The following is a 24,893-nucleotide window of genomic DNA, read 5'->3' as shown; positions in this document are numbered from 1 at the left end:
GCGAGGCGATCTCTATTCTGCTTGTGGCGCAGACGTTATGTGGGCAGATGGTCAGATCGACGCAAATCCCATGACGTCCACCACGACCCATCCTTGCACCCCTCGCTCCCGCGCGCACGACCGGTCCCGGTGGCGGCCCGTGCCGTTGTCGCGCTACCTGCCACAGGTAGGTGCTCGGGCGGTTTTCCTGGCAGCATCGGGATATGGGAATCTTCGGACGATTTCGTCAACCACGCGGCAGCGGCGCCGGCGCGCATGTGCGCGGCATGCGCGACAGCGACCTCGCCCACCTCGCGGAATGGGCCGCGGCGCGCACCGGAGTGGAGGGCTTCGTCGAGCCACCTACCTTTGTCAACGAGATGACCGCGGTGCTCGTGGCCAAGGACGGCGAATGGACGCGCCGCCGCGTCCACAACCCCAAGATCGCCCGGAAGGTCGGCGAGAAGCTGGGCATCCCGATGTATGACGTGCAGAAGACCGGTTATCCGCAACGCATGAGGGACTACAACGAGCGGCAGCGCATCCTCGAGAAGCGTGCCCGGCGGGAACGGGACCAGGAGTAGCGCCACGATCGGCCCGGGTCTGTGGGCTGCTCAGCCTTCGGGCCGCCGCCGCAAACGCCGTCCAGGGCCGCAAACGCCGTCCAGGGCCGCCCCCGCAAACGCGATAGAAGCCACCGGGAATCCCGCGTGGCTTCTATCGCGTCTAGTAGTTTCCGGTGCTTTTGCGGCGCGCGCGCCCGACGGCGCCCCCGCGCATTGGCCCACGCCGACGGCTTGCCAGCGCAGCACCTCCAGCGGTCAGCCGTTGGTGGCGATGTCCTCGATGACCGCGAGCATCGTCCGCACGGGCACCCCGGTGCCGCCCTTCGGCGTGTAGCCCCACGGCCCGCCGGTGTTGAACGCCGGCCCCGCGACATCGATGTGTGCCCAGTCGGTGCCGTCGGCGACGAATTCCTTGAGGAACAGCGAGGCGGACAGCATTCCGCCCCAGCGGTGGTTGGTCACGTTCGCGAGGTCTGCCACCCGCGAGGAGAGGTCGGCGCGCAGCTCGGCGGGCATGGGCATCGCCCAGCCGTTCTCGCCGGCCTGCTGGGACAGCGCAGCGACGCGGTCGCGGAACGCGTCGGTGCCCATCACGCCGGGCACGCGGGTGCCGAGCGCGACCATCTGTGCACCGGTGAGGGTGGCGGTGTCGATGATGTAGTCGGGGCCATCCTCGGCGGCGCGCACGAGGGCATCGGCGAGGATGAGCCGGCCTTCGGCGTCGGTGTTGAGGACCTCGACGGTGGTGCCCCCGTAGTGGGTGATGACATCGCCCGGGCGGGTCGCGTTGCCGGATGGCATGTTCTCGGCCATCGGCACGGTGGCGATCACGGTGATGGGCAGCTCGAGCCGGGCGGCGAGCAGGATGGTCGCGATGACGGCCGCGGCGCCTGCCATGTCGGAGGTCATGTTCTCCATCCCGGCGGCGGGCTTGATGGAGATGCCGCCGGTGTCGAAGGTGACGCCCTTGCCGACGAGCGATACGGTCTTGCCGCCGCTCTCCGGCCCGCCCCGGTAGGCGATGCGCACGAGGCGGGGCTTGCGCTCCGAGCCCTTGCCCACGGCGACGATTCCTCCGTAACCGGCGGACTCGAGGGCTTGCTCGTCGAGGACCTCCACGTCGAGCCCGGCGTTCGCGGCGAGCGTGGCGGCCCGCTCGGCGAACGCGCCCGGGTAGAGGTGGCTCGGCGGTGTGTTGACGAAGTCCCGGGCGATAGCGACAGCGTCGGCGATGGCCACGGAGCGCGCGATTGCCTTCTCGGTCTTCTTGGCGCCTCCCTCGGCAACGATGAGGTCCACGGAGCCGAGCGGAGCGGCGCTGGCGCCGGGCGCGGACTTGGGGGAGCGGAACTCGGTGAACGAGTAGGCCCCGAGGCAGAGGCCCTCCACCACGGGTGCGATTCCGCGCGAGTGCAGCAGCGTCGCGGCGGAGCCGACGCCGGTCAAGGATCGGGCGGCGGTGCCGGCGATGCGGCGGACCTGCTCGGCGCCGATGTCATCGCGGCGGGTGGCGCCGAGCCCGATTCCGAGGATCGCTTGTGCCGCGATGCCCTGCGGCGCGGGGACCCGGGTGACCTGCTCGGCCTTGCCCGTCGCGCCGGCCGCCTTCAGCGCAGCTACCACGGCGGACTGGGTGTCCTTGTCCCACACGGAGTCCGCGCCATCGACGGAGATGGACTTCTTGCCCTGGGTGACGCCGACGATGACCACCTCATGCCGCTTGGCGATCTTGCGGGCCACGCCGACCACCGGGGCGGTGGCCCGGTGGTCGGTCGACCGGGTATCGGTGGACTTCGGCTTGTCGCTCACGTGACGCTCCTCGGGATGATCAATGCGAATAGGGTGCGCTGGGCCAGCGCGGCGGGGTGCCCGGCGGGGCCGCGCCGCGCCATGGACGCCCCGTGGCTAGAGGCTACCGCTCGTGCCGCCGGCTAGCGTGGACGTCGTGAGTCCCGAGCCTTCCTCAAATTCCTTGCTGGCCAGTCCGGCGAACGATGTCCATGAGCGCGCGGGTGCCACCTTCGCGCCGTTCGCGGGCTGGTCCATGCCCATCTCGTACGGTGGCGTGGTGGCGGAGCACAACGCTGTCCGCGAAGCCGTGGGGATCTTCGATGTCAGCCATCTCGGCAAGATCCTCGTCACGGGCACCGGCGCGGCCGAGTACATCAACCGCACGCTGAGCAACGACCTGCAGCGCATCAGCCCCGGCAAGGCGCAGTACACGCTGTGCTGCGACGAGACCGGTGGCGTCGTCGACGATCTCATCGCCTACCTCGTCAGCGAGAGCGAGGTGTTCCTCATCCCCAATGCCGCCAACACTTCCGAGGTGGCGCGGCGCCTCGAGGCCACCGCTCCGGCCGGGGTGAGCGTGCAGGACCAGCACCGTGACCATGCTGTGCTCGCCGTGCAGGGGCCGCGCGCGGCGGAGCTGCTCGAGCTCGAGGAGCTGCCCACCACCATGCCGTACATGGCGTTCGCGGACGCCTCCTGGCCGGGCGCGGGCGACTCTGCCGTACGGATCTGCCGCACCGGCTACACCGGGGAGCAGGGCTACGAGCTCGTTCTCCCGAGCGGTGATGCCAGCGCTGCCTTGCAGCGGCTCGCCGATCGTGCCGAGCAGCTCGGTGGACGGCTGGCCGGACTTGGTGCGCGCGACACGCTGCGCACCGAGATGGGCTACCCGCTGCATGGCCATGAGCTATCCCTCGAGATCACCCCGGTCGAGGCGCGCTGCGGGTGGGCCGTGGGCTGGCGCAAGCCCGCGTTCTGGGGGCGGGAAGTCCTGCAGCGGCAGCGCGAGGCCGGTCCGGTCCGCTCGTCGTGGGGCCTGAAGGCACTGGGCAAGGGCGTTCTGCGCCCCGGCCTGGCTGTCCTGGGCGCCGAAAACGAGGTGATCGGGACGACCACGTCCGGTACCTTCTCACCAACGCTGAAAACCGGCATCGCGCTCGCGCTCCTCGACACCTCCGCGGATATCACCGCGGGCGCCACCGTGACGGTCGACGTACGGGGACGCCACATTCCCTGCGAAGTCGTCCGGCCCCCGTTTGTCACTCCGAGAACCCAGTGACTTCTCGCGATAGGATTTCCGCTCATGACGACGCTGCCCGAGTTCACCCGTTCCGCCCATCCCGCCCCCAGGCCACAGGCCGATCGGGAGCAGATCCTGCGGTCACCGGGATTCGGTACGCATTTCACCGATCACATGGTCGCGATCCGCTATACGCGGCAGCGTGGATGGCATGACGCCCACGTGCAGCCCTACGGCGCGATCACCCTTGATCCAGCAGCGATGGTCCTGCACTACGGACAGGCCATCTTCGAGGGATTGAAGGCCTACCGGCAGCCGGACGGCAGCATCGCCTCGTTCCGTCCCGACGCGAACGCCCAGCGCTTCCGTTCCTCGGCGCGCCGCATGGCGATGGCCGAGCTGCCCGACGAGCTTTTCCTCGGCTCGCTGAAGGAGCTCCTCGCTGTCGATCAGGCGTGGGTGCCCGAAGCGGGCGGCGAGGAGTCGCTCTACCTGCGGCCGTTCATGTTCTCCACCGAGGCAGGGCTTGGCGTCCGTCCCGCCGCGGAGTACCAGTACCTCCTCATCGCATCGCCAGCGGGCGCGTACTTCAAGGCTGGCATCCGGCCGGTCAGCGTCTGGCTGTCCACCGAGTACGTGCGCGCAGCTCCTGGTGGCACGGGTGCCGCCAAGTTCGCCGGGAACTATGCCGCCTCCTTGCTCGCCCAGGCGCAAGCCGCCGAGCAGGGCTGTGACCAGGTCGTGTGGCTCGATGCGATCGAGCGTCGCTTCATCGAGGAAATGGGCGGCATGAACCTGTTCTTCGTGTTCGGCTCCGGCGCGGACGCGCGACTCGTCACCCCCGAGCTCTCCGGCTCGCTGCTGCCCGGCATCACGCGGGAATCCCTGATCCACCTCGCGGAGGACTCCGGCATCCCGGTCGAGGAGCGGCGCATCTCGGTCGAGGAGGTCGAGAAGAAGGCCCGCAATGGCGAGATCACCGAGGTCTTCGCGTGCGGCACGGCTGCGGTGATCACCCCGGTCGGCCGGGTCAAGCACACCGGTGGCGAGTACATCATCGCTGACGGGGAGCCGGGCGAGGTGACGCAGGCCCTGCGCGATACCCTCACCGGGATCCAGCGCGGCACGTTCGAGGACACGCGCGGCTGGATGCAACGGCTGCTCTGAGCCCGCCCGCTCTGGGCCCGCCTGCTGTGGGCCACGAAGCAAGCCAGGGGCCTGGCCACCCGCGAGGTGGCCAGGCCCTCACGCTCCCAGCAGCAATCCCACGGCGACGATCAGTACGGTCAGCTCCAGCACTGCTCCGAGCACATCGCCGTTGATCCCGCCGAGGCGCCGGGCGCAGTGCGTCACGAAGAGCAGCGCCAGGGCGAGAGCCAGCACCAGCACGATCACTCCGTGCAGCGGGCTGCCGGGCACGGCGACGGTCGCGATGAACAGGGACGCCGCTACCCATGAGCCGATCGTCGCCCATGACTGGCTCCCGGCGACCAGGGCCCCGAACCCCTCGGGACGCGCGGCCCGCAGCCCGGGACGGCACGCGATGACCACCGCGACCCGCCCGGCGGCGACGGCGACCGCGATGGCGACGAACATTCCGGCCCCGGCCAGCGCGCCCAGGGCCAGGCCCTGCCCGATGAGCACGATGACGAGGGTGGCGATGCCGAACGGCCCCGAACCGCCGGCGTGCATGATTCGCTGGGCATGGTCCGGAGGCCCGAAAGTCCCTAGTCCATCAGCGGTATCGGCGAGGCCATCGATGTGCAGGCCGCGCGTGGCGAGGGCGAGGAAGCCCACCCCCAGGATTCCCGCGAGCATGGCGGGCAGGCCAACCGCCAGCATCCCCCATAGCAGCAGCGTCGTGGCGATTCCCAGTACCAGGCCGATCAGCGGGGTCACCGCGATCGCCCATGCGCCTGCCTGCCGGTCCACGAGCCGCGGTCCGCGCACGGGCAGCACCGTCAGCCACGAGAATGCCAGGCGTGCCCCGTCCATAGTGGGATTGCTGCTCGCGCGGCCACGAGCTCGACGGTCGCTCATCGATCACTCACCCCGGCCTCCTCGAAGGTGGCCATCCCGGCCAGGGTCGATACCGCCGCCGCGAGGACGGGCAGCGCCACCGCGGCGCCGGAGCCCTCGCCGAGCCTCATGCCGAGGTCCACGATCGGTTCGAGCTGCAGTCTCCGCAGCGCGATCGAGTGCGCGGGCTCGGTGGAACGATGCCCGGCCACCCACCAGTCGCGCGCGCCCGCCGCGAGATCCTCGGCGACCAGCGCGGCAGCGGTTACCACTAGCCCGTCGAGGATCACGGGTGTGCGGCGCAGCGCTGCCTGGGCGAGGAATCCAGCCATGGCCGCGATGTCCGCGCCCGCGCTCGTCGCCAGCAACCGGATGGGATCGCGCTCCACGATCCTGCTGCGGCGCATCGCGTCGCGCACGGCGGCTGTCTTGACCATCCAGGCATTGTCATCGATCCCGGTGCCCCGGCCCACGGCCGCGATCGGCTCGGTGCGGGTCAGCGTGGCGATGAGCACTGTTGCCGGGGTGGTGTTGCCGATGCCCATGTCGCCGGCGATGAGCAGGTCCGCGCCCGCATCGATCTCCTCGTCCGCGATGGCGCGCCCCGCCGCGACCGCCGCCACGGCCTCGTCGTGGGACATGGCGTCCTCGGTGTCGATGCGTCCGCTCGAGCGGCGGACCTTGTGCGAGCGCACCGAGGGCGGGGTGTCGCCGTCGACGCTGAGGTCGACGACACGCACGGTGGCCCCAGCGTTCTCGGCGAGGCAGTTGATCGCGGCCCCTCCGTCGAGGAAGTTCCGCACCATCTGCACGGTCACCTCAGAGGGGTAGGCGGACACACCGTGGCGGGCGATGCCGTGGTCACCGGCGAAGATGACGATGCGGGGGCGAGCGAACGGAACGGGCGGGCACTGGCCCTGGCATGCCGCGATCCAGGTGGAGAGCTCCTCGAGCCTGCCCAGCGAGCCAGCGGGCTTGGTGAGCGCTCCCTGCCTCCGCCAGGCCGCGCGCCGCGCCTCGCGATCCGGTTGCGGGATCGGATCGAAGAAGCTGGGATCGTCCGGGCGTTCCTGGTCAGTCAACTGCTCGAGCCTTTCTCGCCGGCCGCGCGACAGGCGGGGATCACTTCAGCGGCAACGGGATTCCCGCGACCACCAGGACAACTTTCTCGCACTCCTCCGCGATGCGCGCGTTCAACACCCCGATCTCGTCGCGGAATGCCCGGCCCGACAGCGTCCCGGGCACGATGCCCATCCCTACCTCGGGGGTGACGAGCACCAGCGGCGCCGGGTAGCGGGCCACCGCGTCGACGAGCCCATCGATCGAGGCGCGCGCTCGCTGCGGCTCCGCCCACGCGTCGAGGCGATCGATCACGGACGCGAGCCACATTCCCAGGTCGTCGATGATCGTGGGAGTGTTCGGTTCACGGTCGAGCGCCTCGACAAGGTCATCGGTGCGCTCGGTGATCCAGTGCGCGGGCCGCCTCGACCGGTGTGCCTGCACGCGCCGCGCCCATTCGTCATCGCCGGGACGATCGGGTGCCGTCGCGATATAGCGGACCTGCTGGCGCGCGGCCCAGTCGGAGATCAGTTGCTCGCCATGCCCGGACTTGCCGGATCGCGCGCCCCCGAGGACCAGGCAGCGCATGGCGGGCTAGACCGCGTCGCCGGGGCGGACCTGCGGCTTGGGCACCCGCAGGCGGCGGATCTGTGTCGCGCGGACGAACGCGTACCAGCCGATGCCCAGGCCCGTATCGTCGCTGTCCGGGAATCGGGCACGGACCCGGTTGCTGATCTGCCTGCCGAGCACGATGCCCTCGACGATCATGAAGATGAGGAACACCATCATGCCGAGGGTGATGACGGCCTGGATGTCCGGCGGCATGAACAACGTCAGGAGGACCAGCAGCGCCAGCGGCATGAACATGCCCGCCAGGTTGCGGCGCGCATCGACGTAGTCGCGGGCGAGCTTTCGGGTCTTGCCCCGGTCCCTGGGCAGCAAGTAGTCCTCGTCGCCGGCCATCATGCGGGCGCGGCGCTCGTTGGCCCGCGAGCGGCTCTCGGCGTTGAAGCGCTTGCGCTCCTCCTTGGACATCTTCGGCTTCTTGCGCTGCTCCGCCTTGAGCGCCTTCCTGCGCGCCCGTGCCTCGGCCCTCGTCATCGGCGGAGGCGTGAGGGGAGCGCGCGCGCCCCGGCGGGCCTCGTTGCGCTTGGGCGTGGGGCGGCCCTTGCCGGGAGTGTGCCCGGACGGCTGTGCCGACGGTTCCTGCGCAGGACCCTCCTGCGCGGAGGGATCATCAGGATTGCTGCCACTGCTGCCACGTCCGGAGAGTTTCACGGGTTTTAGGGTAAGCGATCCGGTGATCCGGGCAAACCAGGGCACGCTAGCGGGCCTATAGCGCCACGGGCACGAGCGCTGCGGCGACCGGGCTCAGCGATACTGGCAGGCATGAGGATCGTGCTGGCGCCGGACTCCTACGGGGGCACGCTCTCGGCGCGCGAGGCCGCGCTCGTGATGGGCGAGGCGTGGTTGGGGGAGCGGCCCGGCGATCGGGTCCAGGCGCTCCCGCAATCAGATGGTGGCCCTGGTTTCATCGACGCGCTGGCTGCCGGGGGCGGGAAGGTGCTCGAGGCGACCGTGCCGGGCCCGATGGCCGGGAACGTCCGGGCCCGATGGCTGCTGGCGAACTCGGACAGGGCGCGTGGCGCGGTGGCATATGTGGAGGCCGCGCAGGCATGCGGGCTGCACCTGCTGCAGGGCCCGCCCTCGCCCGCCTCGGCCTGGGCAGCCACGAGCGCGGGGGTGGGCGAGCTGCTGCTCCGCGCGGCCGGGCAGGGGCCTGCATCGATCGTCGTGGGGCTCGGCGGCACGGCCTGCACGGACGGGGGCGGGGGCATGCTCGACGTGCTCGGTGGGGTGGAGGCTGGACGGAAGGCGCTGGCGGGGGTGGCGCTGGTCGCCGCGACCGATGTGACGAGCCCCCTCCTGGGACCGCACGGTTCTGCTCGGGTGTTCGCTCCGCAGAAAGGTGCCGATGCCGGGATGGTCGGTCGGCTGGAGCAGCGGCTTGCCCGGGCCAGCGCGGGGCTGATCGACGGGCAGGGGCGCGCTGTGGCCAAGCGCGAGGGTGCGGGGGCAGGCGGGGGGCTCGGGGCCGCCCTGCTCGCCCTGGGGGCCGAGCGGATCTCGGGCGCCCGCCTAGTGGCCCGCGCGACGGGTCTGGCCGATGTGCTGGAGCAAGGCCGCGGGGGTGGCGCGGCAGACCTCGTGATCACTGGCGAGGGGCGCCTGGATGCGCAGACACTGGCCGGGAAAGTCGTGGCAGAGGTGGCGGGCTGGTCGCTCGCGGCGACCGGGAGGGATCGCGCGCCGGTGATCGCGGTGGTGGGCAGCTGCGAGCTCAGCGAGCAGGATTGGCGCCGGATCGGGCTCGATGACGTAGTGTCGCTGGCGGCTCTGCGTGGTTCGGCGAGCGCTGCGATCCGTGATGCCCCGGCGGCGCTGGCGGAGGCCATGGCGATGATCGCGCGTCGGTGCCGCCAGGGAGCGGGCGGGCCGGATGGTCCTCGGGACGGGTAGGGGAATATCCGGAACTGGAGTACCGTTGGATCAAGCACCGGAATGTGCACGGTAATTCTGTAGGACCCGAGGGAGAACGCATGACTGTGCAGAACGAGACCACCACCCAGGGCGTGACGCTCACCACCACTGCTGCGGCGAAGGCGAAGGCGCTGCTGGAGCAGGAGGGTCGCACTGACCTGTCGCTGCGCATCGCGGTGCAGCCCGGCGGTTGCGCGGGCCTGCGCTACCAGCTGTTCTTCGATGACCGCTCGCTTGATGGCGACCACACCCTCGAGGTGGAGGGCGTCACGCTTGCCGTGGACCGGATGAGCGAGCCGTACCTACATGGTGCTGTCATTGACTTTGTTGACACGATCGAGAAGCAGGGATTCACGATCGACAACCCGAACGCAACGGGCTCCTGCGCGTGCGGGGACTCGTTCAACTGACACGCTGAGAACGTGGCGAGGCGGTCTGGCTAAGAGTCAGGCCGCCTCTTGCCATGCCGCGAGCACGCGGGCGCCGAGCGGCAGCTGGCAGCATCGCCTGGTGCGCGTGCTTGCGTGAGCGCTGCTGAGCCGGGGTACTGTAGTGCGGCGCGCGCCACACTCCGGCGCGCTGCTCACCAGCGCGGAAGGGGCAAATGTGGCGATCGCGGTCAGCGGTTCCATCGCGACAGACCATCTGATGACGTTTCCCGGCACGTTCGAGGAGCAGCTCGTCGCCGACAAGCTCAGCCAGATCTCGCTGAGCTTCCTCGTCGATGACCTCGTCGTGCGCCGCGGCGGGGTGGGCGGCAACATCGCCTTCGCGATCGGCGTGCTGGGCGGCAACCCCATGCTCGTGGGTGCCGCGGGCGCGGACTTCGCCGAGTACCGGACGTGGTTGCAGCAGCACGGCGTGGATTGCGATGGGGTTCGGATCTCCGCGACCGCGCACACAGCACGCTTCGTATGCACGACGGATACCGCGATGGCGCAGATCGCCTCGTTCTATCCAGGCGCGATGAGTGAATCGCGGGACATCTCGATCGCGGGCCTCGTGGATGGTCGGCCAGACATCGACATGGTCCTCGTCGGCGCGAACGATCCCGAAGCGATGGTCCGGCACACCCGCGAGTGTCGCGAGCTCGGCATTCCCTTCGCGGCTGATCCCTCGCAGCAGCTCGCCCGCATCGATGGCGACACCGCGCGCGACCTGATCGACGGCGCGGCCTACCTGTTCACGAATGAGTACGAGTGGGGACTGCTGCGGCAGAAGACGGGTCTCACTGAGGCGGACGTCGCCGAGATGGTGGGCATCCGCGTGACCACCCTGGGCGCGGGCGGCGTGGATATCGTCGTCCGGGGCGAGGACCCCGTGCATGTCGATGTCGTGCCGGACGAGGGTCGCGTGGATCCCACGGGCGTGGGCGATGCGTTCCGCGCGGGCTACCTCACTGCGCGCATGTCGAAGCTGGATCACGAGCGCGCGGCCCAGCTCGGTTCGCTGGTCGCTGTGCTGGTTCTCGAGACGGTCGGTACCCAGGAATGGGAGTGGAACCGCGAGAAGGCGCTCGATCGCATCAAGAATGCCTACGGCGCGGATGCAGCGCGCGAGATCGGCGACATCCTGCCTGCCTGACAGCTGATGGCCTGATCCGGAGCCGGGTGCCTCTCGAGGTGCCCGGCTCTTTTTCATGGCTGGGGGCCTGCGTCTAGGGGAGCCCTGTGCCGACGAGGCCAGCGACCACATGTGACGAGTGCCCTAATAGATAGTGCACTAAGTAGTTGTGCGCGATTAGAGTGGGCGCTATATTTAAGGCATGCCCGCACCGGACCCGCTCGCCCTCGACCGCCAGGTCTGCTTCGCCCTCGCGGTCACCAACCGTGCCGTCCTCGCCGTCTATCGGCCACTCCTCGAGCCCATGGGGCTCACGCACCCGCAATACCTCGTCATGCTCGCCCTCTGGGAGCAGGAGCCACGGTCGGTCCGCAACATCGGCGAAGCCCTCCAGCTCGACTCGCCCACGCTCTCGCCGCTGCTCAAGCGGCTCGAGGCCGCCGGACTCCTCACCCGGGCCCGCAGCCAGCATGATGAGCGCCAGCTCGAGGTCCACCTCACCAGCGCGGGACGAGCACTCCGTGCGGAAGCCGAGAAGATCCCGCCCGCCGTCATGCGCAGCCTTGGCGTCACCGAGGCGCAGGTCACCGAGCTCCACGATGTCCTCACCCGCATCAACACAGCCGCGCTCAAGGCAGGAGCCCTCTCATGACCAGCACCGCCACACGGCCCAGTCCGCTGCAATGGATCAGCTACAGCTTCGGTCGCACCCTCCCGCCGAGCATGCAGGACTGGGTGCGCAACGATCTCACCGGCGACCGCGCCGTGCCCCGGCACCTGGTTCGCAGCATGGTGCCGTACCTGCCGATATTCGCCCTGGGATTCCTGCTGCCCGGCCCCTTCGTCCTACGGGGCGCAGTGGTGCTCCTCGGTGTGCTGCTCGCTCTGTTCTACTCGGCCGCCTACATGGAGCCCAACCGGGCCCGGCGGCTCGAGCGCCACGGCCTGCCCCGCGATCTGCAGAACCCCAAGGTGCTCGAGCGCCAGGCGCGAGAGAGGCAGCGCTACAACGAGGCGCACGGCAAGAACGCCTAGAGGCCACGCAGCGCCCTACAGGGTGACGGGGTACTCGTGGTCCTCGATCGACGGGGTGATCCGCTCCTCGATGAAGATGCCATGCCACACCATGAAGGTGAGCAGGGTCCACAAGCGCCTGCTGTGGTCGGAGACGCCCTCGCGGTGCTCCTCGAGCATCCTGCTGACCGCGGCGAGGTCGAGGATGTGATCGGTACCGGATTCCGCGATCTGGTCGCGCGCCCACTCATACAGCTCGGGCCCGCGCAGCCAGTGCCGCAGCGGCACCGGGAAGCCCAGCTTGGCGCGATGCAGCACATGGTGGGGGACGATGCCCTCGAGCGCCTGCCGCAGCGCGTGCTTGGTGGTCTCGCGGGTGATCTTCTGCTTGTAAGGGATCTTCTCCGCCACCGCGAGCACCTCGGGATCGAGGAACGGCACGCGCAGCTCGAGCGAGTTCGCCATCGTCATCTTGTCCGCCTTGACGAGGATGTCGCCGCGCAACCAGGTGAACAGGTCGAGGTGCTGCATGCGCGCCACCGGGTCCCAGCCCTCGGAGCGGGCGTAGATCGGTGCCGTGACGTCCATGTGCGTCCACTCGGGCCGGAAGTCACGCAGCACCGCGCGCAAATGGTGATCCTGGAAGCTGCGCGCATTGCCGTAGTAGCGCTCCTCGAGCCGCTGGGAGCCGCGCTGCAGCAGGCTCTTGCCGCGCTTGCCCTCCGGCATCCGGTCCGACAGGCGAGCAGCGGCGCGGCGCATTCCAGGGGTCAGCGCGCTGAACGGCCGCAGCGACAACGGCTCGCGGTAGATCGTGTAGCCACCGAACAACTCGTCCGCGCCCTCGCCGGAGAGCACGACCTTCACATGCTTGCGGGCCTCGCGAGCCACGAAGTACAGGGGCACCAGCGCAGGGTCGGCGACCGGGTCATCGAGGTACCACACGATCTCGGGGATCGACTTGGCGAACTCCTCGGGGCCGACGATCTTCACGACATGCCGCGCGCCGATCGCCTCGGCGGACTCCGCGGCCACATCGACCTCCGAGTAGCCCTCGCGCTCGAACCCGGTGGTGAAGGTGATCAGGTCCGGGTTGTGCCGGATCGCGAGCGCGGCGATAGCTGTCGAATCGATGCCCCCGGACAGGAACGAGCCGACCGTCACATCGGCGCGCATGTGCTTGGCCACGGAGTCCTCGAGCGCGGCCGCGATCTCGTCGTAGCGCTTCTGCGCGGCATCCTTGCCCTTGGCGAACGGCACCACCGGGAACGAGGGCTTGAAGTAGCGGGTGATGCGTGGCGCCTCGCCCGGCCGCACCCAGGCGTAGCAGCCTGATTCGAGCCGCCGGATGCCAGTATGCAGCGACTCGGGCTCGGGGACGTACTGCAGCACCAGGTAGTGCTCGGTGGCGCGCGCATCTATGCCGAGGTCGAGCTTCAACAGTTCCGCGGCCTCGAGCAGGCTCTTCTTCTCCGAGCCGAAGCCGAATCCACCCGGGGCATCGGCGATGAACAGCGGCTTGATGCCGAACGGGTCGCGAGCGATGAACAGCTCGCGCGTCTCGGTGTCCCAGACCCCGAAAGCGAACATGCCCCGCAAGCGCTCCACCGCGCCCGGTCCCCAATGGTGGAACGCCGCGACGATCGTCTCGCTGTCACCCTCGGTGCGGAACACCGCGCCATGCTCGCGGGCCAGCTCGTCGCGGAGCTCCAGGTAGTTGTAGATCTCCCCGTTGAACGTCAGCGCATAGCGCTCCGGGTTCTCCGGCGGGCCCCAGCGCAACGGCTGGTGCGAGTGCGCGATATCGATGATCGACAGCCGGTTGAAGCCCAGCGCCAGATCAGCGTCATGCCACGTGCCTGCCTCATCCGGACCGCGATGGCGCATGCAATGCAACGCCTCTCCCAGCCGCGGCGCCACCTCCGCGGCGCACCCGTCCGGAGTCAGAATTCCCAGGAGGCCACACACAGCGCACAACACCTCAATCCACGATCAGCGCAGGGGCCACCAGGGCGCCCCCGGACAAGCTGGGCAAACTCTTCCGCTAGGGAGTATGCCGCAAAACTTTCGCCCGCATGAGGAGACCCGATAGTGCCGGCTGCAAACGCGTGGTCTACGCTGCGTAGTATTCAGGCTCAAGAGTTTGATCCGTGCGGATCCGCGCGCTCGCGGGGTCGGCACACGGTAGGTCTGAACAGGTTAGGTCTGCACAAGGTGTGGCAACCAGGAAGGCGTGAACGTGGCACACGGTAGTCGGCGTCGGATTGCGCGACGGACTGGGCTAGCGGCGACTCTCGGTATCGCTGCCGTGCTCCTTTCGGGCTGCTCCATCGACAATACGGTTCTTCGATTCGGCTGGCCCTCGGGCGTTACCCCGCAGGCCGAGATGATGCGCGAGTTGTGGACCTGGTCGGTGGTCGCTGCTCTCGTAATGGGTGTACTGGTCTGGGGACTTACCTTCTGGACGGTGGTGTTTCACCGGAAGAAGAAGGGCGACCCCGACTTCCCGCGGCAAACGGGCTACAACGTGCCCCTCGAGCTGCTCTACACGGCGGTGCCCTTCATCATCATCGCGGTGCTGTTCTACTTCACCGTCGTTGTGCAGAACTATGTCAACGACAAGGAGCACGGCGAGGCCGACGTTGTCGTCGACGTCACCGCCTACCAGTGGAACTGGAAGTTCGGCTACCGCACCATCGACATGGGCGACGGTACCCCGAGCTACGACGGGCTTGATCCCGACGGCGGTCCCCAGCTTGGCTCCGCGAGCGACGAAGGCGATGACGACCACGGCAGCAGCGTCGGTCCGATCCACGGCGCTGAGCGCGGCGAGCTCGACTACCTGACCTACAACACCATTGAGACGCTCGGCTCCAGCGAGGAGATCCCCGTCCTCGTGCTGCCGACCAACCGGCGCATCGAGTTCGTACTCGCCTCCGCGGATGTCGTTCACTCCTTCTGGGTTCCCGAGTTCCTCTTCAAGCGCGACGTGATGCCGAACCCCGAGGCAAACCGTTCCGACTTCTCCTTCCAGATCAGCGAGATCGAGGAAGAAGGAGCGTTCGTCGGGCGCTGCGCCGAGATGTGCGGCACCTACCACTCCATGATGAACTTCGAGGTCCGCGCCGTGAGCCCCGAGCGGTTCGCCGAGTACATCGAGCTGCGCAAGCCCACCGTCGACGGCGGCCAGGGCCTGTCCAACGCGCAAGCTCTCGAAGCCATCGGCGAGGAGCCACTCTCCACCAGCACCGTGCCCTTCAACACGCAGCGAGAGGCACAGACCGCGATCCCCTTCCGTTCCGGCAACTGACGCCCCCGCACTGAACAAGGACGTGTTCTGACATGAAGATCGAAGCCAAGCTCTTCGAGCTGCTCACGATGTTCTTCTTCCTCACCGCCATCCTGTACGGGGTGTTCACCTACACCTCCCGTGCCGGGCTGGAATGGGCAGGGCTCACCGCTATCGTGCTCACCGCGGGCCTGACCCTCATCATCGGTACTTACTTCCGGTTCGTCGCACGACGCATCGACACACGCCCCGAGGACTACGAGGAAGCCGACATCGAGGACGGCACCGGCGACCTTGGCTTCTTCAGCCCTGGTAGCTACTGGCCGGTGCTGCTCGCTCTCTCCGCCGCGCTGGCAGGCATCGCCGTAGCGTTCTTCTACATGTGGCTGATCGCCGTCGCCGCGGTCGTCGTCCTCGTCGCTGCCGCAGGACTCGTCTTCGAGTACCACTGGGGCCCCGAGAAGCACTGACCGAGAAGCTCTAGCTCACGCCGACGCCCGCCCGTGCGCAACACCGCGCACGGGCGGGCGTTTGCCGTTTCCGGCAAAGGGGTCACGTTCCGCTGGCGGAACTGGTCATCCTCCGCCGGCGAGTGCCTGCGAGCGTGCGAGTGCCTGCGAGCGTGCGAGTGCGGGCGGGGCCGCGAGTGTGCGCGTGCTCCCACGGCCACCCGCGAGTGTGCGAGAGCTCCCACGGCCACCCGCGAGTGTGCGAGAGCTCCCACGAGTGTGCGAGAAACGACAGGATGATCGCGGAATGCAGTCGTTTTTCGCACACTCGCGGGTGCTTTCACTGCCTCGCGACGAGCTGGCATCCCTATGCTGGCATCCCCACGCTAGCGGATGGCGCGAGAAACCCCTTCCCGTCGCGGTGGCAATGGAGGCCCAGCCAACCACGTGCAGCGGAAACGCTCCTCACGGCGTGCAGCGAGAGCCGACTCGTCTCCAGGCCTCCAACGCGAGGGAGGGCGCTAGAAGGAGCCGTAGGGGCGAATCTAGGCCGAGCAAGCACGATTCTCGGTCAACTGTGACGGCGCAGCCACAGAGCGCGATCGGGGCGGGGCAGATGCTCCCACGGTTGCGCGTCGCATTCGATCCAGGCCCCACGACCTTGAACTAGCCCGGCTCGCACACCAAAGGAGCCACCACCGGATCTGGGCGGCCAGCGATCATCACGCCCGGTACAGGCGGCCATCATCACGCGCCAGTCGGCACCGGCGGGCGGAGGCCCGGGCTGCTACGGCGGCATGCACGCCACGGCCATGCCTCGCTCGGCGCTTCCGCGTGCAGAGGTGCGCGTGGGGCTTCCTCCCCAGGATTCGCGTTGAGACTTCGCCAGTTGGGCCCCGCCGCCAAGTGGGCCCCGCCGCGTCGCCCCTGCCGCCAACTGAGACCTGGCGGAGATCATCTTCCCGCAGCGGAAAGGAAAGCGGCAGCAATAGAAGAAGGCCCCCAGGAGGTGATCTCCCGGGGGCCTTCTCTCATTGCCGGTATGGCGTTGGCTAGGACGGATCAGTGATCGTCGTCGCCCTTCTCGATAGCGCGCTGCTGGAGGGCGCGGAGAGCCTGGGCCTGCCTGACGTGGGCCTCGTGCTCCTCGTGCTCGAGCAGTTCGCGCTCGTCGGCGGGATCCGCTGTGAGCAAGCCACCGGAACCGGGGGCTCCTGCAGCTCCGAGCAGGTTCATCCGCTTGGGCACTGTCGCGCCCTGGTAGGGGAGCGGGATGGGGTGCCCGTGCTCATCGACGGGTCCGAGCGGCTGGTGCAGCTCGATGTACTCGCCGTGCGGCAGGCGGGTGATGATGCCTGTCTCGATGCCATGCTCGAGGACCTTGCGGTCGGAACGCTGCAGGGCGATGCACCAGCGGTAGGCGATGATGTACGCCAGGGGCGGCAGCACGATCAGGCCTATGCGACCGAGCCAGGTGGTCGCGTTGAGCGAGATGTGGAACTTGAACGCGATGATGTCGTTCATGGCCATCAGGAACAGCACGGCGTAGAACGCGAGGGCCATGGCGCCGAGCGACGTGCGCACGGGCACGTCGCGGGGACGCTGCAGGATGTTGTGGTGCACATCATCCTTGGTGAGCTTCGCCTCGATGAACGGGTAGGCGAACAGCAGCATGAAGATGATGCCGAGGATCACAGCGACGCCCACCACCGACGGGATCATGTAGTCGCCGATGTAGATGTCCCACGCTGGCCAGATGCGCGCCATTCCTTCGGTGAAGAACATGTAGAAGTCCGGCTGGGAGCCTGCGGAGATCTGGGAGGCGTTGTACGGCCCGAGGTTCCAGATGGCGTTGATCTGCAGGAATCCGCTCATCAGGGCGAGGATGCCGAAGATGATGCCGAAGAATCCACCGGCCTTCACGCCGAACACCGGGAGGACGCGGACACCGACAACGTTGTTCTCGGTGCGGCCGGGGCCGGGGAACTGGGTGTGCTTCTGGTACCACACCAGCGCGAGGTGCGCGGCGATGAGCGCGAGGAGCAATCCCGGGATGATCAGGATGTGCGCGACGTAGAGCCTCGGGATGATCAGCTCGCCGGGGAACTCTCCACCGAAGACGAACCAGTGGATCCAGGTGCCCACGACGGGGAGGGAGAGCATGATCGCGGAGGTGATCCGGAGGCCGATGCCGGAGAGCAGGTCGTCGGGGAGGGTGTAGCCCATGAAGCCCTCGGCGATGGTGAGGACGAAGATCATGGAGCCGATGACCCAGTTGGCCTCGCGCGGCTTGCGGAATCCGCCGGTGAAGAACACCCGCAGCAGGTGCAGGATGATCGACGCGGCGAACAGCAGCGCTGCCCAGTGGTGCAGCTGCCGGACGAACAGGCCGCCGCGGACCTCGAAGGACAGCTGGAGGGCCGTCTCGTAGGCGCGGGACATCTCGACGCCACGCAGCGGCTGGTAGGGGCCCTCGTAGACGATGTGGGCGAGCGATGGGTCGAAGAACAGCGTCAGGTACACGCCGGTCACGAGGAGGATGACGAAGCTGTAGAGCGCGACCTCGCCCAGCAGGAAGGACCAGTGGGTGGGGAACACCTTGTTCATCTGGCGGCGCATGCCTGCGGCCATGCGATACCGCTGGTCCATGTTTATCGCGGCGCTAGCGGCTTCCTTGTTGGCGCGATCCTGGATCGCTTGACTCGTGCTCATGATTCACGCTCCCCGAGGTCTGGGATCTCCGTGTAGCCGGGCCGTTCCCAGAAGGCCGGTCCGACGGGTTCGATGAAGCCGCCGCGCGCCACGAGGAAGCCTTCCTCGTCCACGGTTATCGGAAGCTGGGGGAGCGCTCGGGTCGCCGGTCCGAACACGGGCTTGGCGTACTGGAGCGCATCAAACTGTGACTGGTGGCAGGGGCACAGGATTCGCTGCGTCTGCTGCTCGTACAGCGAGGTCGGGCAGGCGAGGTGGGTGCAGATCTTCGAGTAGGCGAAGTAGTCGCCGTAGTTGAAGTCTTCCTGGCCCTGTCGCTTGACGACGCGCGCGGTGTCGGAGCTGCGCAGGCGGATCAGCATGACTGGCGCGTACTGGTGGCGCAGGGAGTAGCGCAGCTTGTAGAGGTCGCCGCGCCATTCCTCCTTGAAGGGGAATACGGTCTCCATGGCGCCGGCGTCGAGGTCCTCGGGACGGACGAGCACGATGTCGTCGATGCGTCCCGTGTCGCGACGCAGGTAGACGGTCTGGCCCGGGTAGTCGGGATCCCACGGGGAGGTCCACATCGGCGAATCGTCGCCGTCGGCCCAGGGGTTCTTCACCATGCCACCGGCGAGAGCGACGGGGGCGGCGACGGCGAAGGTGCCCACACCGAAGATCGCCGAGAGCTTGATCATGCTGCGGCGACCGATGGTGGAGGTGTCGTAGGCATCCTTGAGGAGCGCGACGGTGGTCTTCTGATCGACCGCATCGGACGGGCCGTCGTGGCGCTGCTGGACGGAGATCTCCTCGGGGATCATCTTCTTCGCGATCAGCACCGCGGCGATGCCGATGCTGAGGATCGCCATGCCGAAGGTGAGCCCGTAGAGCGGGGTGGCCCAGTTGTAGAGGTTGTAGCCCTCCTCGCCGAGACTCTTGTGCTCCCACGGCCAGAAGAGGAATACCGCGACGAAGGCAAGGGCGGAAATGCCCGACAGCGCGAACCAGAATGCGATCTGGCGCTCCGCGCGCTTCTCTGCCTTGGTGCCCTTCGCGGGCCAGCGATTGCGGCGGAAGATGACGTCGACGTCATCGAGGTTCGTGCCGAGTCTCGCTAGCTCTTCCTGGCTCATGCTGGCCAGCTCTTCCTCCGAGGGATTCAGGTTCCCGGGAGTGTTCCGGTCAGCGTCGCTCATGACCTTGCTCCGATCCACATGGTGGCGCCGATGACCACTGAGATGCCGAGTACCCACATCGTCATGCCCTCGGAGACCGGGCCGAACCCACCGAGGCCGTAGCCTCCGGGATTGCGGGTCTCCTGGACGGACTTGACGAAGGCGATGATGTCTTGCTTGTCCTCCGGTGTGAGCTGGCGGTCCGAGAACTTCGGCATGTTCTGCGGGCCGGTCAGCATGGCGGTGTAGATGTCGGGCTCGGGCACGCCGACGAGCGAGGGTGCCCACTTGCCGGAGGAGAGAGCGCCGCCCTGGCCGGTGAAGTTGTGGCAGGAGGCGCAGTTCTGGCGCCAGAGCTCGCCGCCGCGAGCGGGATCGTTGCCACGCAGCGAAGCGGTGGCGACCTCTCCGTCGGCGGTGCGCGGCACGACGGGTCCGCCACCGTTGGCCTGGATGTAGGCGCCGAGAGCGTCGATCTGCTGGCCCTCGAACTTGGGGATCTTCCGCATGGCCTGGGCCTCGTTGCGCATGGCGGGCATGCGACCGGACGCGACCTGGAAGTACACGGATGCCTCGCCCACGCCGATCAGGCTCGGACCGCGGTCGGCGACGCCCTGCAGGTTGACACCGTGGCAGGTGACGCAGGAGACGTCATAGATCTGCTTGCCCTCGCGGATCAGTGCCGCGCTGTCCTCGTTGGCGGTCGCGACGTGCGCGTCCGGGGTGATGGCGGCCGCGAACAGGCCCGCGCCGGTGAGTCCAGCGAGGAGCAGGGCGGCTCCGGTGGCGCGACGGCGCAGTTTGCGCGCGCGGCGGGAGGGGCGGGGCGGCTTGCCGGTCGGTGTGACCGGTGCTGCTGCCTCTCCGCCGGGGGCATCGGCTGGGGGTGGAGGAGATGAGCTCATCGAGATCCCTTTGGTGATGGGGGACGGGCTGGACGGGGCTGGCGCTGTGTGGTCGCTACTGGATGAAGTAGATCGTCGCGAACAGCGCGATCCACACGATGTCCACGAAGTGCCAGTAGTAGGAGACCACGATCGCGGCGGTGGCTTGAGCAGGCGTGAACTTGCTCATCTGGGTCCGCGCGATGATGTACAGGAACGCGATGAGGCCGCCGATCACGTGCAGGCCGTGGAAGCCGGTGGTCATGTAGAACACCGAGCCGTACACGCTGCCCGAGATCGTGGTGCCGGTATGCACGAGCTCGTAGTACTCGTAGCCCTGGCCCAGCACGAAGAACAGGCCCATCAGGAAGCTGAGGTAGTACCACTTCCGCAGGCCGAACACGTCGCCACGCTCCGCCGCGAACACACCCATCTGGCACGTGAACGATGACAGCACCAGCACGGTGGTGATCATCAGTGCAAAGGGCACGTTGAGATGCGTGGGCGGTGGCGGCCACTCGGTGGCCTGGGCCTTCGACACGAAGTACATCGCGAAGAGGCCGGCGAAGAACATGAGCTCGCTTGACAGCCACACGATCGTGCCCACACTGACCATGTTTGGGCGGTTCAGCGAGTGCACACGTTGTGTGATTGCCGTTCCTGAGTTCCCTACTGCGCTCGTCACACTTGGAAGTATGACGGCTCGTCGTACTAAACGTGCAGCCGGGTCCTGATTTGGGTTGATGTTGGCATCGTTTTCCCAGTTGGTGGACGTCTGCTTGCCCTGGTTCCCGAGCGGAGCGTGTCGCGTAGGCTGGTTCGGGCGCACCGCGAGGTGCGTGCCAGGAGTCTCGCGGAGGAGCGTGGCGCGATGCTGGATCGCCTGCTGGCCCGGTGGCGTCGCCGGACTGTGGAGCCCCTTGACCCGGATGCTGGGGATCTCGTGCTCGTGGCGGGCACGCGGGATCCCGCGGCTTCGGTCGTGGCGCTCATCGAGTCGTCGCCGAGCTGGCGGCAGGGCGACCAGGGGGTGCTGCGATTCATCCTCTCCGTGCCGGGCGACCGGGCGGGGTCCGTGGTGGAGGCGCTGGCGGCCGAGGGCTATGCCCCGCGCCGCGCCGAGCAGCTGGGACAGGATGGTGGCGAGATCGTGGTGCAGCGCGTGAGCGTCATCTCGGGGCTGTGGTGCGCCCAGGAAGCCTCGAGGATGGCGAGCCTGCTGTCGCGCCAGGGCGGCGATGTGCTCGGCTGGGAGGCGTGGCAGCGCGCGGGCTGAGCAGCGCTCGGGAGCTTCGCGCATGGACGAAATGGCGTCGGTTCGAGCGCGCGGGGGCACTACGATGTCCTCGATGCTGCACCCCACGACCTGAGACCCCACGATCCGAGACGAGGGACACCGACGTGACACTGGATACCGAGCCCCTGGCATGGCCGATCGTGCTGGAGGCCCTGACCTCCCGCAGTGACCTGCCCGCGGAGGCGACCGCGTGGGCGATGGACGAGATCATGTCGGACCGGGCTACCCCGGCGCAGATCGCGGCGTTCGGCGTGGCGATGAAGATGAAGGGCCCGACGTCGGCGGAGCTGAGCGGCCTCGCGACCGGCATGCTCGCGCACGCGCGCCGGGTAGAGGGCTGCGTGGATGCGGTGGACATCGTGGGCACGGGCGGCGACAAGTCGAACACGGTGAACATCTCGACCATGTCCGCGATCGTGGTGGCCGCCACCGGTGTCAACGTGGTCAAGCATGGCAATCGGGCGGCTTCGTCGCGCAGTGGCGGGGCTGATGTGCTCGAGGCGCTGGGCATCCGCATCAATCTGGGCCCGGAGGAGGTCGCTCGGAGCGTCCGCGAGGTGGGCATCGGATTCTGCTTCGCACCGGTGTTCCATCCGGCGTACCGGTTCGCGGGCGCGCCGCGGCGCGAGATCGGGATCCCGACGGTGTTCAACGTGCTGGGGCCCTTGACGAATCCCGCGCAGCCCCGGGCCGGACTCGTGGGTTGCGCGTTCCCTGGGTTGCTGCCGGTGCTGGCGGGAGTGTTCGCCGACCGGGGGAGCTCGGTGCTGGTCGTGCGGGGCGATGATGGCCTCGATGAGATCACCACGACCACCACGACCACGATGCAGGTGGTGGTCGATGGAACGGTGCGCGAGGAGAGCTTCGACCCGGCCCGCGTGGGCATCCCGCTCTCGGGACCGGGGGACCTCACGGGTGGGGACGCCGAGGACAACGCGGAGATCGCGCGGCGGATGCTTGCTGGCGAGAAGTCCGCGGTGCGGGATGCGGTGGTGCTGAACTCTGCCGCAGCGGTCGCTGCCTACAAGGGCGTGCGCGGGGATGTGCACGAGGCGATCGGGGAGGCGATGCGCGAGGTCGAGGCCGCGATCGACGGTGGCGCGGCCGCGACGCTGCTGCACACGTGGGCGGACTGGACCCAGCGGGCCTAGCGGGAGCTGGCCGACCGGGCCCTGCTGGACTCGGTCGGGGCGCGGCTCTCAGTCCCCGAGGGAGAAGGCCGCCTCGACGTCGCTGCTCGCGTACTGCTTGAACGCGATCTGGGTGCTGCTCGACCGCACGCCGGGGATCTTGGTGATGCGCTCGGTGACGACGTGCGCGATCTGCTCGTGGTCCGCGACCCGGAGGATCGCGATGAGATCGATGTCGCCCGCGCATGAGTACACCTCGGATACCCCCGGCAGGTCGGCGACGGCCTGCGCGGTCTCGGGAATGCTGTGCGGGTCGGTGTGGATCAGGACTATCGCGGTGATCATCAGGTGAGGGTATCGGTTCGGCGATCCGGGCGGAGCAGTTGGTCGCGGCGCGCCCCGGTGCGTGCTTGCTGGCACCAGTCGGCGTGCTGGGCTGCTCCGCGAGCGGGCTGGTGGAACCCGTGGCTGGTGGTGACGATGCGGGTGCCTGGGGTGTCGAGCCACGAGAGCAGGAGCGCGATCTCCTCGGGGTGGGTCCCCTCCAGTGGCTGCTCGCTGGGCAAGGTGGTCTCGGCTGCTGCACGGAGGTGCTCGGCGATGAGGAGGGGCGAGGTGCCCTGGCGCGCGACGCCTGCCGCTGCGAGGCGCCCGCGCCGGATGACCACGAGCTCCCACCCGCGATGACCGTCGGGGCGGCCGACGACGAGCTCGTCGATGCGGATCAGCGAGGCGAGGCGCTGGCTGCGGTGCAGCGCCAGGCCCAGGGTGGCCGTGCGATCGCGCAGGCGCGCCGCGGTCTCGAATTTCTCCGCTGCCGCGAGATGCTCGAGCTGCGCGCGGAGCTCGTCGAGGACTGTGTTGTCGTGCCCGGCGATGGTGGCGCGAGCTTGGTCGGTGATCGCGGCATACTCGTCCGCGGAGAGGCTTCCGTGCCGGCTCGCCGCGCACGGCGAGGCGCTGGTGGTGCCGCAATCGGCGGGGTGGGTGGCGTTGGCGCCGAGTCGCGCGCGGCAGGTGCGCAGCCCGAGGCCGGTGGCGAGCACCTCGGCTGCTTCCTGCGCGCTGGCCCGGCTGGAGAGCGGCCCGATGGCGGGTCCGCGCGCGGTGCGGGCCACCGCGAGGCGGGGGAATGCCTCGTCAGTGAGGCTGATCCACCAGGCACGCCGGGGGCTCGTGGAGCGTCGGTTGTAGGGCGGGCTGGTGGCGGCGAGCAGGCGTAGCTCGCGGACCCCGGCCTCGATGGTGTGCGAGCAGGGGACGTGGTCCACCCGGGTGGCGAGCGCGATCATCTCGCGCATCGCCGTCCGCTTCTCGGATCCGGTGAAGTAGCTGCGCACGCGCTTGCGCAGGTTGCTCGATGTCCCGATGTAGAGGGGCTCGTCGGATGGTCCGCGAAAGATGTAGACGCCGGGCCCGTCGGGGAGGTCATCGGCAAGGGTTCGCTTCGCGCGCACGGTGCTCGGGACGCGCGGGTAGTACTCCTCGAGCTCGTTGAGGGTGTGCACGCCCTGGTTGCCGACGCGCTCGAGGAGGGCGTGGAAGACGTCGACGGTGGCGCGCGCGTCGTCGAGAGCACGGTGGGTGGGCGAGTTGGGCACGTTGAAGTGCGCGGCGAGCGCGGACAGCTTGGCCGACGGAGCTTCTCCCCGATCGAGGATGCGGCGGGCGAGGACAACGGTGCAGAGCGTCCGGGGGAACGGCCAGTCGAACGAGAGGCGCGTCGCGGCGGCCCGGAGGAACCCGGTATCGAAGCGCGCGTTGTGCGCGACAAGGATGCTGCCGCGGGCGAACTCGAGGAACGCGGGCAGCACCTCGTTGATGGGGGGTGCTTCGCGGACCATCGCGGTGGTGATGCCGGTCAGCTCGATGATGTAGGGCGGAATGTCGCGCTGGGGATTGACGAGGGTGGCGAACTCGCCGATGCGCGCGCCGCCGCGAACCTTGACCGCACCGATCTCGGTGATGGAGTCGTTCTCGGGGCTGCCGCCGGTCGTCTCAAGGTCAACGATGACAAAAGTGGTGTCTCGCAGGGTCTCCTCGAGCTCGGGGAGGCTCATCTGGCCTGCTGGCAGGGGGCGCGGGGTGGGCACGCCGGTCACAGTAGCGGGGTGGTCCGACAGCTGTCGCCAGGCCCGTGGCGCCCGCGCGGCGCGCCCGGGGCGGAAATTGAGAGAAGGACCACAGGCTTTTCTCAGTGTGCAGG

At 68.5% G+C, this 24,893-nt stretch carries 24 protein-coding genes; 12 read left to right on the top strand and 12 right to left on the bottom strand.

Going from position 1 to position 24,893, the window contains the following annotated elements; all coding sequences use genetic code 11:
* The first annotated feature begins 203 nt into the window (after positions 1-203).
* Positions 204-563 (top strand): oxidoreductase, encoded by a 360-nt coding sequence (locus FXO18_RS15735; protein WP_149362085.1) that lies wholly within the window; start codon positions 204-206, stop codon positions 561-563.
* A 237-nt stretch (positions 564-800) separates the two neighbouring features.
* Here FXO18_RS15735 and FXO18_RS15730 read toward each other — a convergent pair whose 3' ends face one another.
* Positions 801-2,354 carry a leucyl aminopeptidase gene (locus FXO18_RS15730; protein ID WP_187774404.1) on the bottom strand — a complete coding sequence of 518 codons (1,554 nt, stop codon included), beginning with the start codon at positions 2,352-2,354 and terminating at the stop codon, positions 801-803.
* A 136-nt stretch (positions 2,355-2,490) separates the two neighbouring features.
* Here FXO18_RS15730 and gcvT point away from each other — a divergent pair, with 136 nt between their 5' ends.
* Both gcvT and FXO18_RS15720 read left to right on the top strand, forming a co-directional pair.
* Positions 2,491-3,615: a glycine cleavage system aminomethyltransferase GcvT gene (gene gcvT, locus FXO18_RS15725; RefSeq protein ID WP_149362084.1), complete on the top strand. Its 1,125-nt coding sequence runs from the start codon at positions 2,491-2,493 to the stop codon at positions 3,613-3,615.
* Between the two features lie 24 nt (positions 3,616-3,639).
* A complete protein-coding gene (locus FXO18_RS15720) occupies positions 3,640-4,743 on the top strand; it encodes a branched-chain amino acid aminotransferase (protein WP_149362083.1) in 1,104 nt (367 codons plus the stop codon).
* A 78-nt stretch (positions 4,744-4,821) separates the two neighbouring features.
* Here FXO18_RS15720 and FXO18_RS15715 read toward each other — a convergent pair whose 3' ends face one another.
* The 4 genes from FXO18_RS15715 to FXO18_RS15700 are packed head-to-tail and all read right to left on the bottom strand — an operon-like array spanning position 4,822 to position 7,932.
* Positions 4,822-5,571, bottom strand: coding sequence for an adenosylcobinamide-GDP ribazoletransferase (locus FXO18_RS15715; RefSeq protein WP_149362114.1), 750 nt, complete (start codon positions 5,569-5,571; stop codon positions 4,822-4,824).
* 41 nt (positions 5,572-5,612) lie between these two features.
* Positions 5,613-6,677 (bottom strand): nicotinate-nucleotide--dimethylbenzimidazole phosphoribosyltransferase, encoded by a 1,065-nt coding sequence (gene cobT, locus FXO18_RS15710; RefSeq protein ID WP_149362082.1) that lies wholly within the window; start codon positions 6,675-6,677, stop codon positions 5,613-5,615.
* Positions 6,678-6,717: 40 nt separating this feature from the next.
* Positions 6,718-7,242, bottom strand: coding sequence for a bifunctional adenosylcobinamide kinase/adenosylcobinamide-phosphate guanylyltransferase (cobU, locus tag FXO18_RS15705; protein WP_149362081.1), 525 nt, complete (start codon positions 7,240-7,242; stop codon positions 6,718-6,720).
* Positions 7,243-7,248: 6 nt separating this feature from the next.
* Positions 7,249-7,932, bottom strand: coding sequence for a DUF3043 domain-containing protein (locus tag FXO18_RS15700; RefSeq protein WP_149362080.1), 684 nt, complete (start codon positions 7,930-7,932; stop codon positions 7,249-7,251).
* A gap of 111 nt (positions 7,933-8,043) precedes the next feature.
* Here FXO18_RS15700 and FXO18_RS15695 point away from each other — a divergent pair, with 111 nt between their 5' ends.
* The 5 genes from FXO18_RS15695 (at position 8,044) to FXO18_RS15675 (ending at position 11,793) form a co-directional block, all read left to right on the top strand.
* On the top strand, positions 8,044-9,174 hold the full coding sequence (locus FXO18_RS15695; RefSeq protein WP_149362079.1) for a glycerate kinase: 1,131 nt from the start codon (positions 8,044-8,046) through the stop codon (positions 9,172-9,174).
* An 80-nt stretch (positions 9,175-9,254) separates the two neighbouring features.
* Positions 9,255-9,605, top strand: coding sequence for a HesB/IscA family protein (locus FXO18_RS15690; RefSeq protein WP_149362078.1), 351 nt, complete (start codon positions 9,255-9,257; stop codon positions 9,603-9,605).
* 196 nt (positions 9,606-9,801) lie between these two features.
* Positions 9,802-10,779: a carbohydrate kinase family protein gene (locus tag FXO18_RS15685; protein ID WP_149362077.1), complete on the top strand. Its 978-nt coding sequence runs from the start codon at positions 9,802-9,804 to the stop codon at positions 10,777-10,779.
* A 181-nt stretch (positions 10,780-10,960) separates the two neighbouring features.
* Complete coding sequence (locus FXO18_RS15680) at positions 10,961-11,410, top strand: MarR family winged helix-turn-helix transcriptional regulator (protein WP_149362076.1); 450 nt, start codon at positions 10,961-10,963, stop codon at positions 11,408-11,410.
* On the top strand, positions 11,407-11,793 hold the full coding sequence (locus FXO18_RS15675) for a DUF5313 family protein (RefSeq protein WP_149362075.1): 387 nt from the start codon (positions 11,407-11,409) through the stop codon (positions 11,791-11,793). Before FXO18_RS15680 ends, FXO18_RS15675 begins: the two co-directional genes overlap by 4 nt.
* Positions 11,794-11,808: 15 nt before the next feature.
* Here the strand turns inward: FXO18_RS15675 and asnB are convergent, their stop codons facing one another.
* Complete coding sequence (asnB, locus tag FXO18_RS15670) at positions 11,809-13,740, bottom strand: asparagine synthase (glutamine-hydrolyzing) (RefSeq protein ID WP_149362074.1); 1,932 nt, start codon at positions 13,738-13,740, stop codon at positions 11,809-11,811.
* A 265-nt stretch (positions 13,741-14,005) separates the two neighbouring features.
* Here asnB and ctaC point away from each other — a divergent pair, with 265 nt between their 5' ends.
* Both ctaC and FXO18_RS15660 read left to right on the top strand, forming a co-directional pair.
* Positions 14,006-15,082 carry an aa3-type cytochrome oxidase subunit II gene (gene ctaC / locus FXO18_RS15665; protein ID WP_149362073.1) on the top strand — a complete coding sequence of 359 codons (1,077 nt, stop codon included), beginning with the start codon at positions 14,006-14,008 and terminating at the stop codon, positions 15,080-15,082.
* Between the two features lie 32 nt (positions 15,083-15,114).
* Positions 15,115-15,531 (top strand): cytochrome c oxidase subunit 4, encoded by a 417-nt coding sequence (locus FXO18_RS15660; RefSeq protein ID WP_149362072.1) that lies wholly within the window; start codon positions 15,115-15,117, stop codon positions 15,529-15,531.
* A 1,041-nt stretch (positions 15,532-16,572) separates the two neighbouring features.
* Here the strand turns inward: FXO18_RS15660 and qcrB are convergent.
* Genes qcrB through ctaE form a run of 4 tightly spaced genes read right to left on the bottom strand, consistent with a single transcriptional unit; the run spans position 16,573 to position 20,945 of the window.
* The gene (gene qcrB / locus FXO18_RS15655) at positions 16,573-18,222 is read right to left on the bottom strand and encodes a cytochrome bc1 complex cytochrome b subunit (RefSeq protein ID WP_149362071.1); all 1,650 of its coding nucleotides are present in this window, start codon (positions 18,220-18,222) and stop codon (positions 16,573-16,575) included.
* Positions 18,219-19,397, bottom strand: a complete 1,179-nt coding sequence (qcrA, locus tag FXO18_RS15650) for a cytochrome bc1 complex Rieske iron-sulfur subunit (RefSeq protein WP_149362070.1) — start codon at positions 19,395-19,397, stop codon at positions 18,219-18,221. Before qcrA ends, qcrB begins: the two co-directional genes overlap by 4 nt.
* Positions 19,394-20,281 (bottom strand): cytochrome bc1 complex diheme cytochrome c subunit, encoded by an 888-nt coding sequence (qcrC, locus tag FXO18_RS15645; protein WP_149362069.1) that lies wholly within the window; start codon positions 20,279-20,281, stop codon positions 19,394-19,396. The genes qcrA and qcrC overlap by 4 nt, the downstream gene beginning before the upstream one ends.
* Before the next feature lie 55 nt (positions 20,282-20,336).
* Positions 20,337-20,945, bottom strand: coding sequence for an aa3-type cytochrome oxidase subunit III (ctaE, locus tag FXO18_RS15640; RefSeq protein ID WP_149362068.1), 609 nt, complete (start codon positions 20,943-20,945; stop codon positions 20,337-20,339).
* A gap of 186 nt (positions 20,946-21,131) precedes the next feature.
* On the opposite strand from ctaE, the gene FXO18_RS15635 reads away from it, so the two are divergent.
* Together FXO18_RS15635 and trpD are read left to right on the top strand one after the other, a co-directional pair.
* Complete coding sequence (locus FXO18_RS15635; protein ID WP_149362067.1) at positions 21,132-21,536, top strand: hypothetical protein; 405 nt, start codon at positions 21,132-21,134, stop codon at positions 21,534-21,536.
* Between the two features lie 125 nt (positions 21,537-21,661).
* Positions 21,662-22,708 carry an anthranilate phosphoribosyltransferase gene (gene trpD / locus FXO18_RS15630; protein WP_149362066.1) on the top strand — a complete coding sequence of 349 codons (1,047 nt, stop codon included), beginning with the start codon at positions 21,662-21,664 and terminating at the stop codon, positions 22,706-22,708.
* A gap of 48 nt (positions 22,709-22,756) precedes the next feature.
* Here the strand turns inward: trpD and FXO18_RS15625 are convergent, their stop codons facing one another.
* The gene (locus FXO18_RS15625; protein WP_149362065.1) at positions 22,757-23,032 is read right to left on the bottom strand and encodes an Lrp/AsnC family transcriptional regulator; all 276 of its coding nucleotides are present in this window, start codon (positions 23,030-23,032) and stop codon (positions 22,757-22,759) included.
* Positions 23,032-24,780 carry a DEDD exonuclease domain-containing protein gene (locus FXO18_RS15620; protein ID WP_328593446.1) on the bottom strand — a complete coding sequence of 583 codons (1,749 nt, stop codon included), beginning with the start codon at positions 24,778-24,780 and terminating at the stop codon, positions 23,032-23,034. Before FXO18_RS15620 ends, FXO18_RS15625 begins: the two co-directional genes overlap by 1 nt.
* Between the last annotated feature and the right edge of the window lie 113 nt (positions 24,781-24,893).

The sequence above is a fragment of the Lolliginicoccus suaedae genome (genome assembly GCF_008312885.1).
In the GTDB taxonomy this organism is placed as follows: domain Bacteria; phylum Actinomycetota; class Actinomycetes; order Mycobacteriales; family Mycobacteriaceae; genus Lolliginicoccus; species Lolliginicoccus suaedae.
This window is presented reverse-complemented; position numbering and strand designations above follow the sequence as displayed.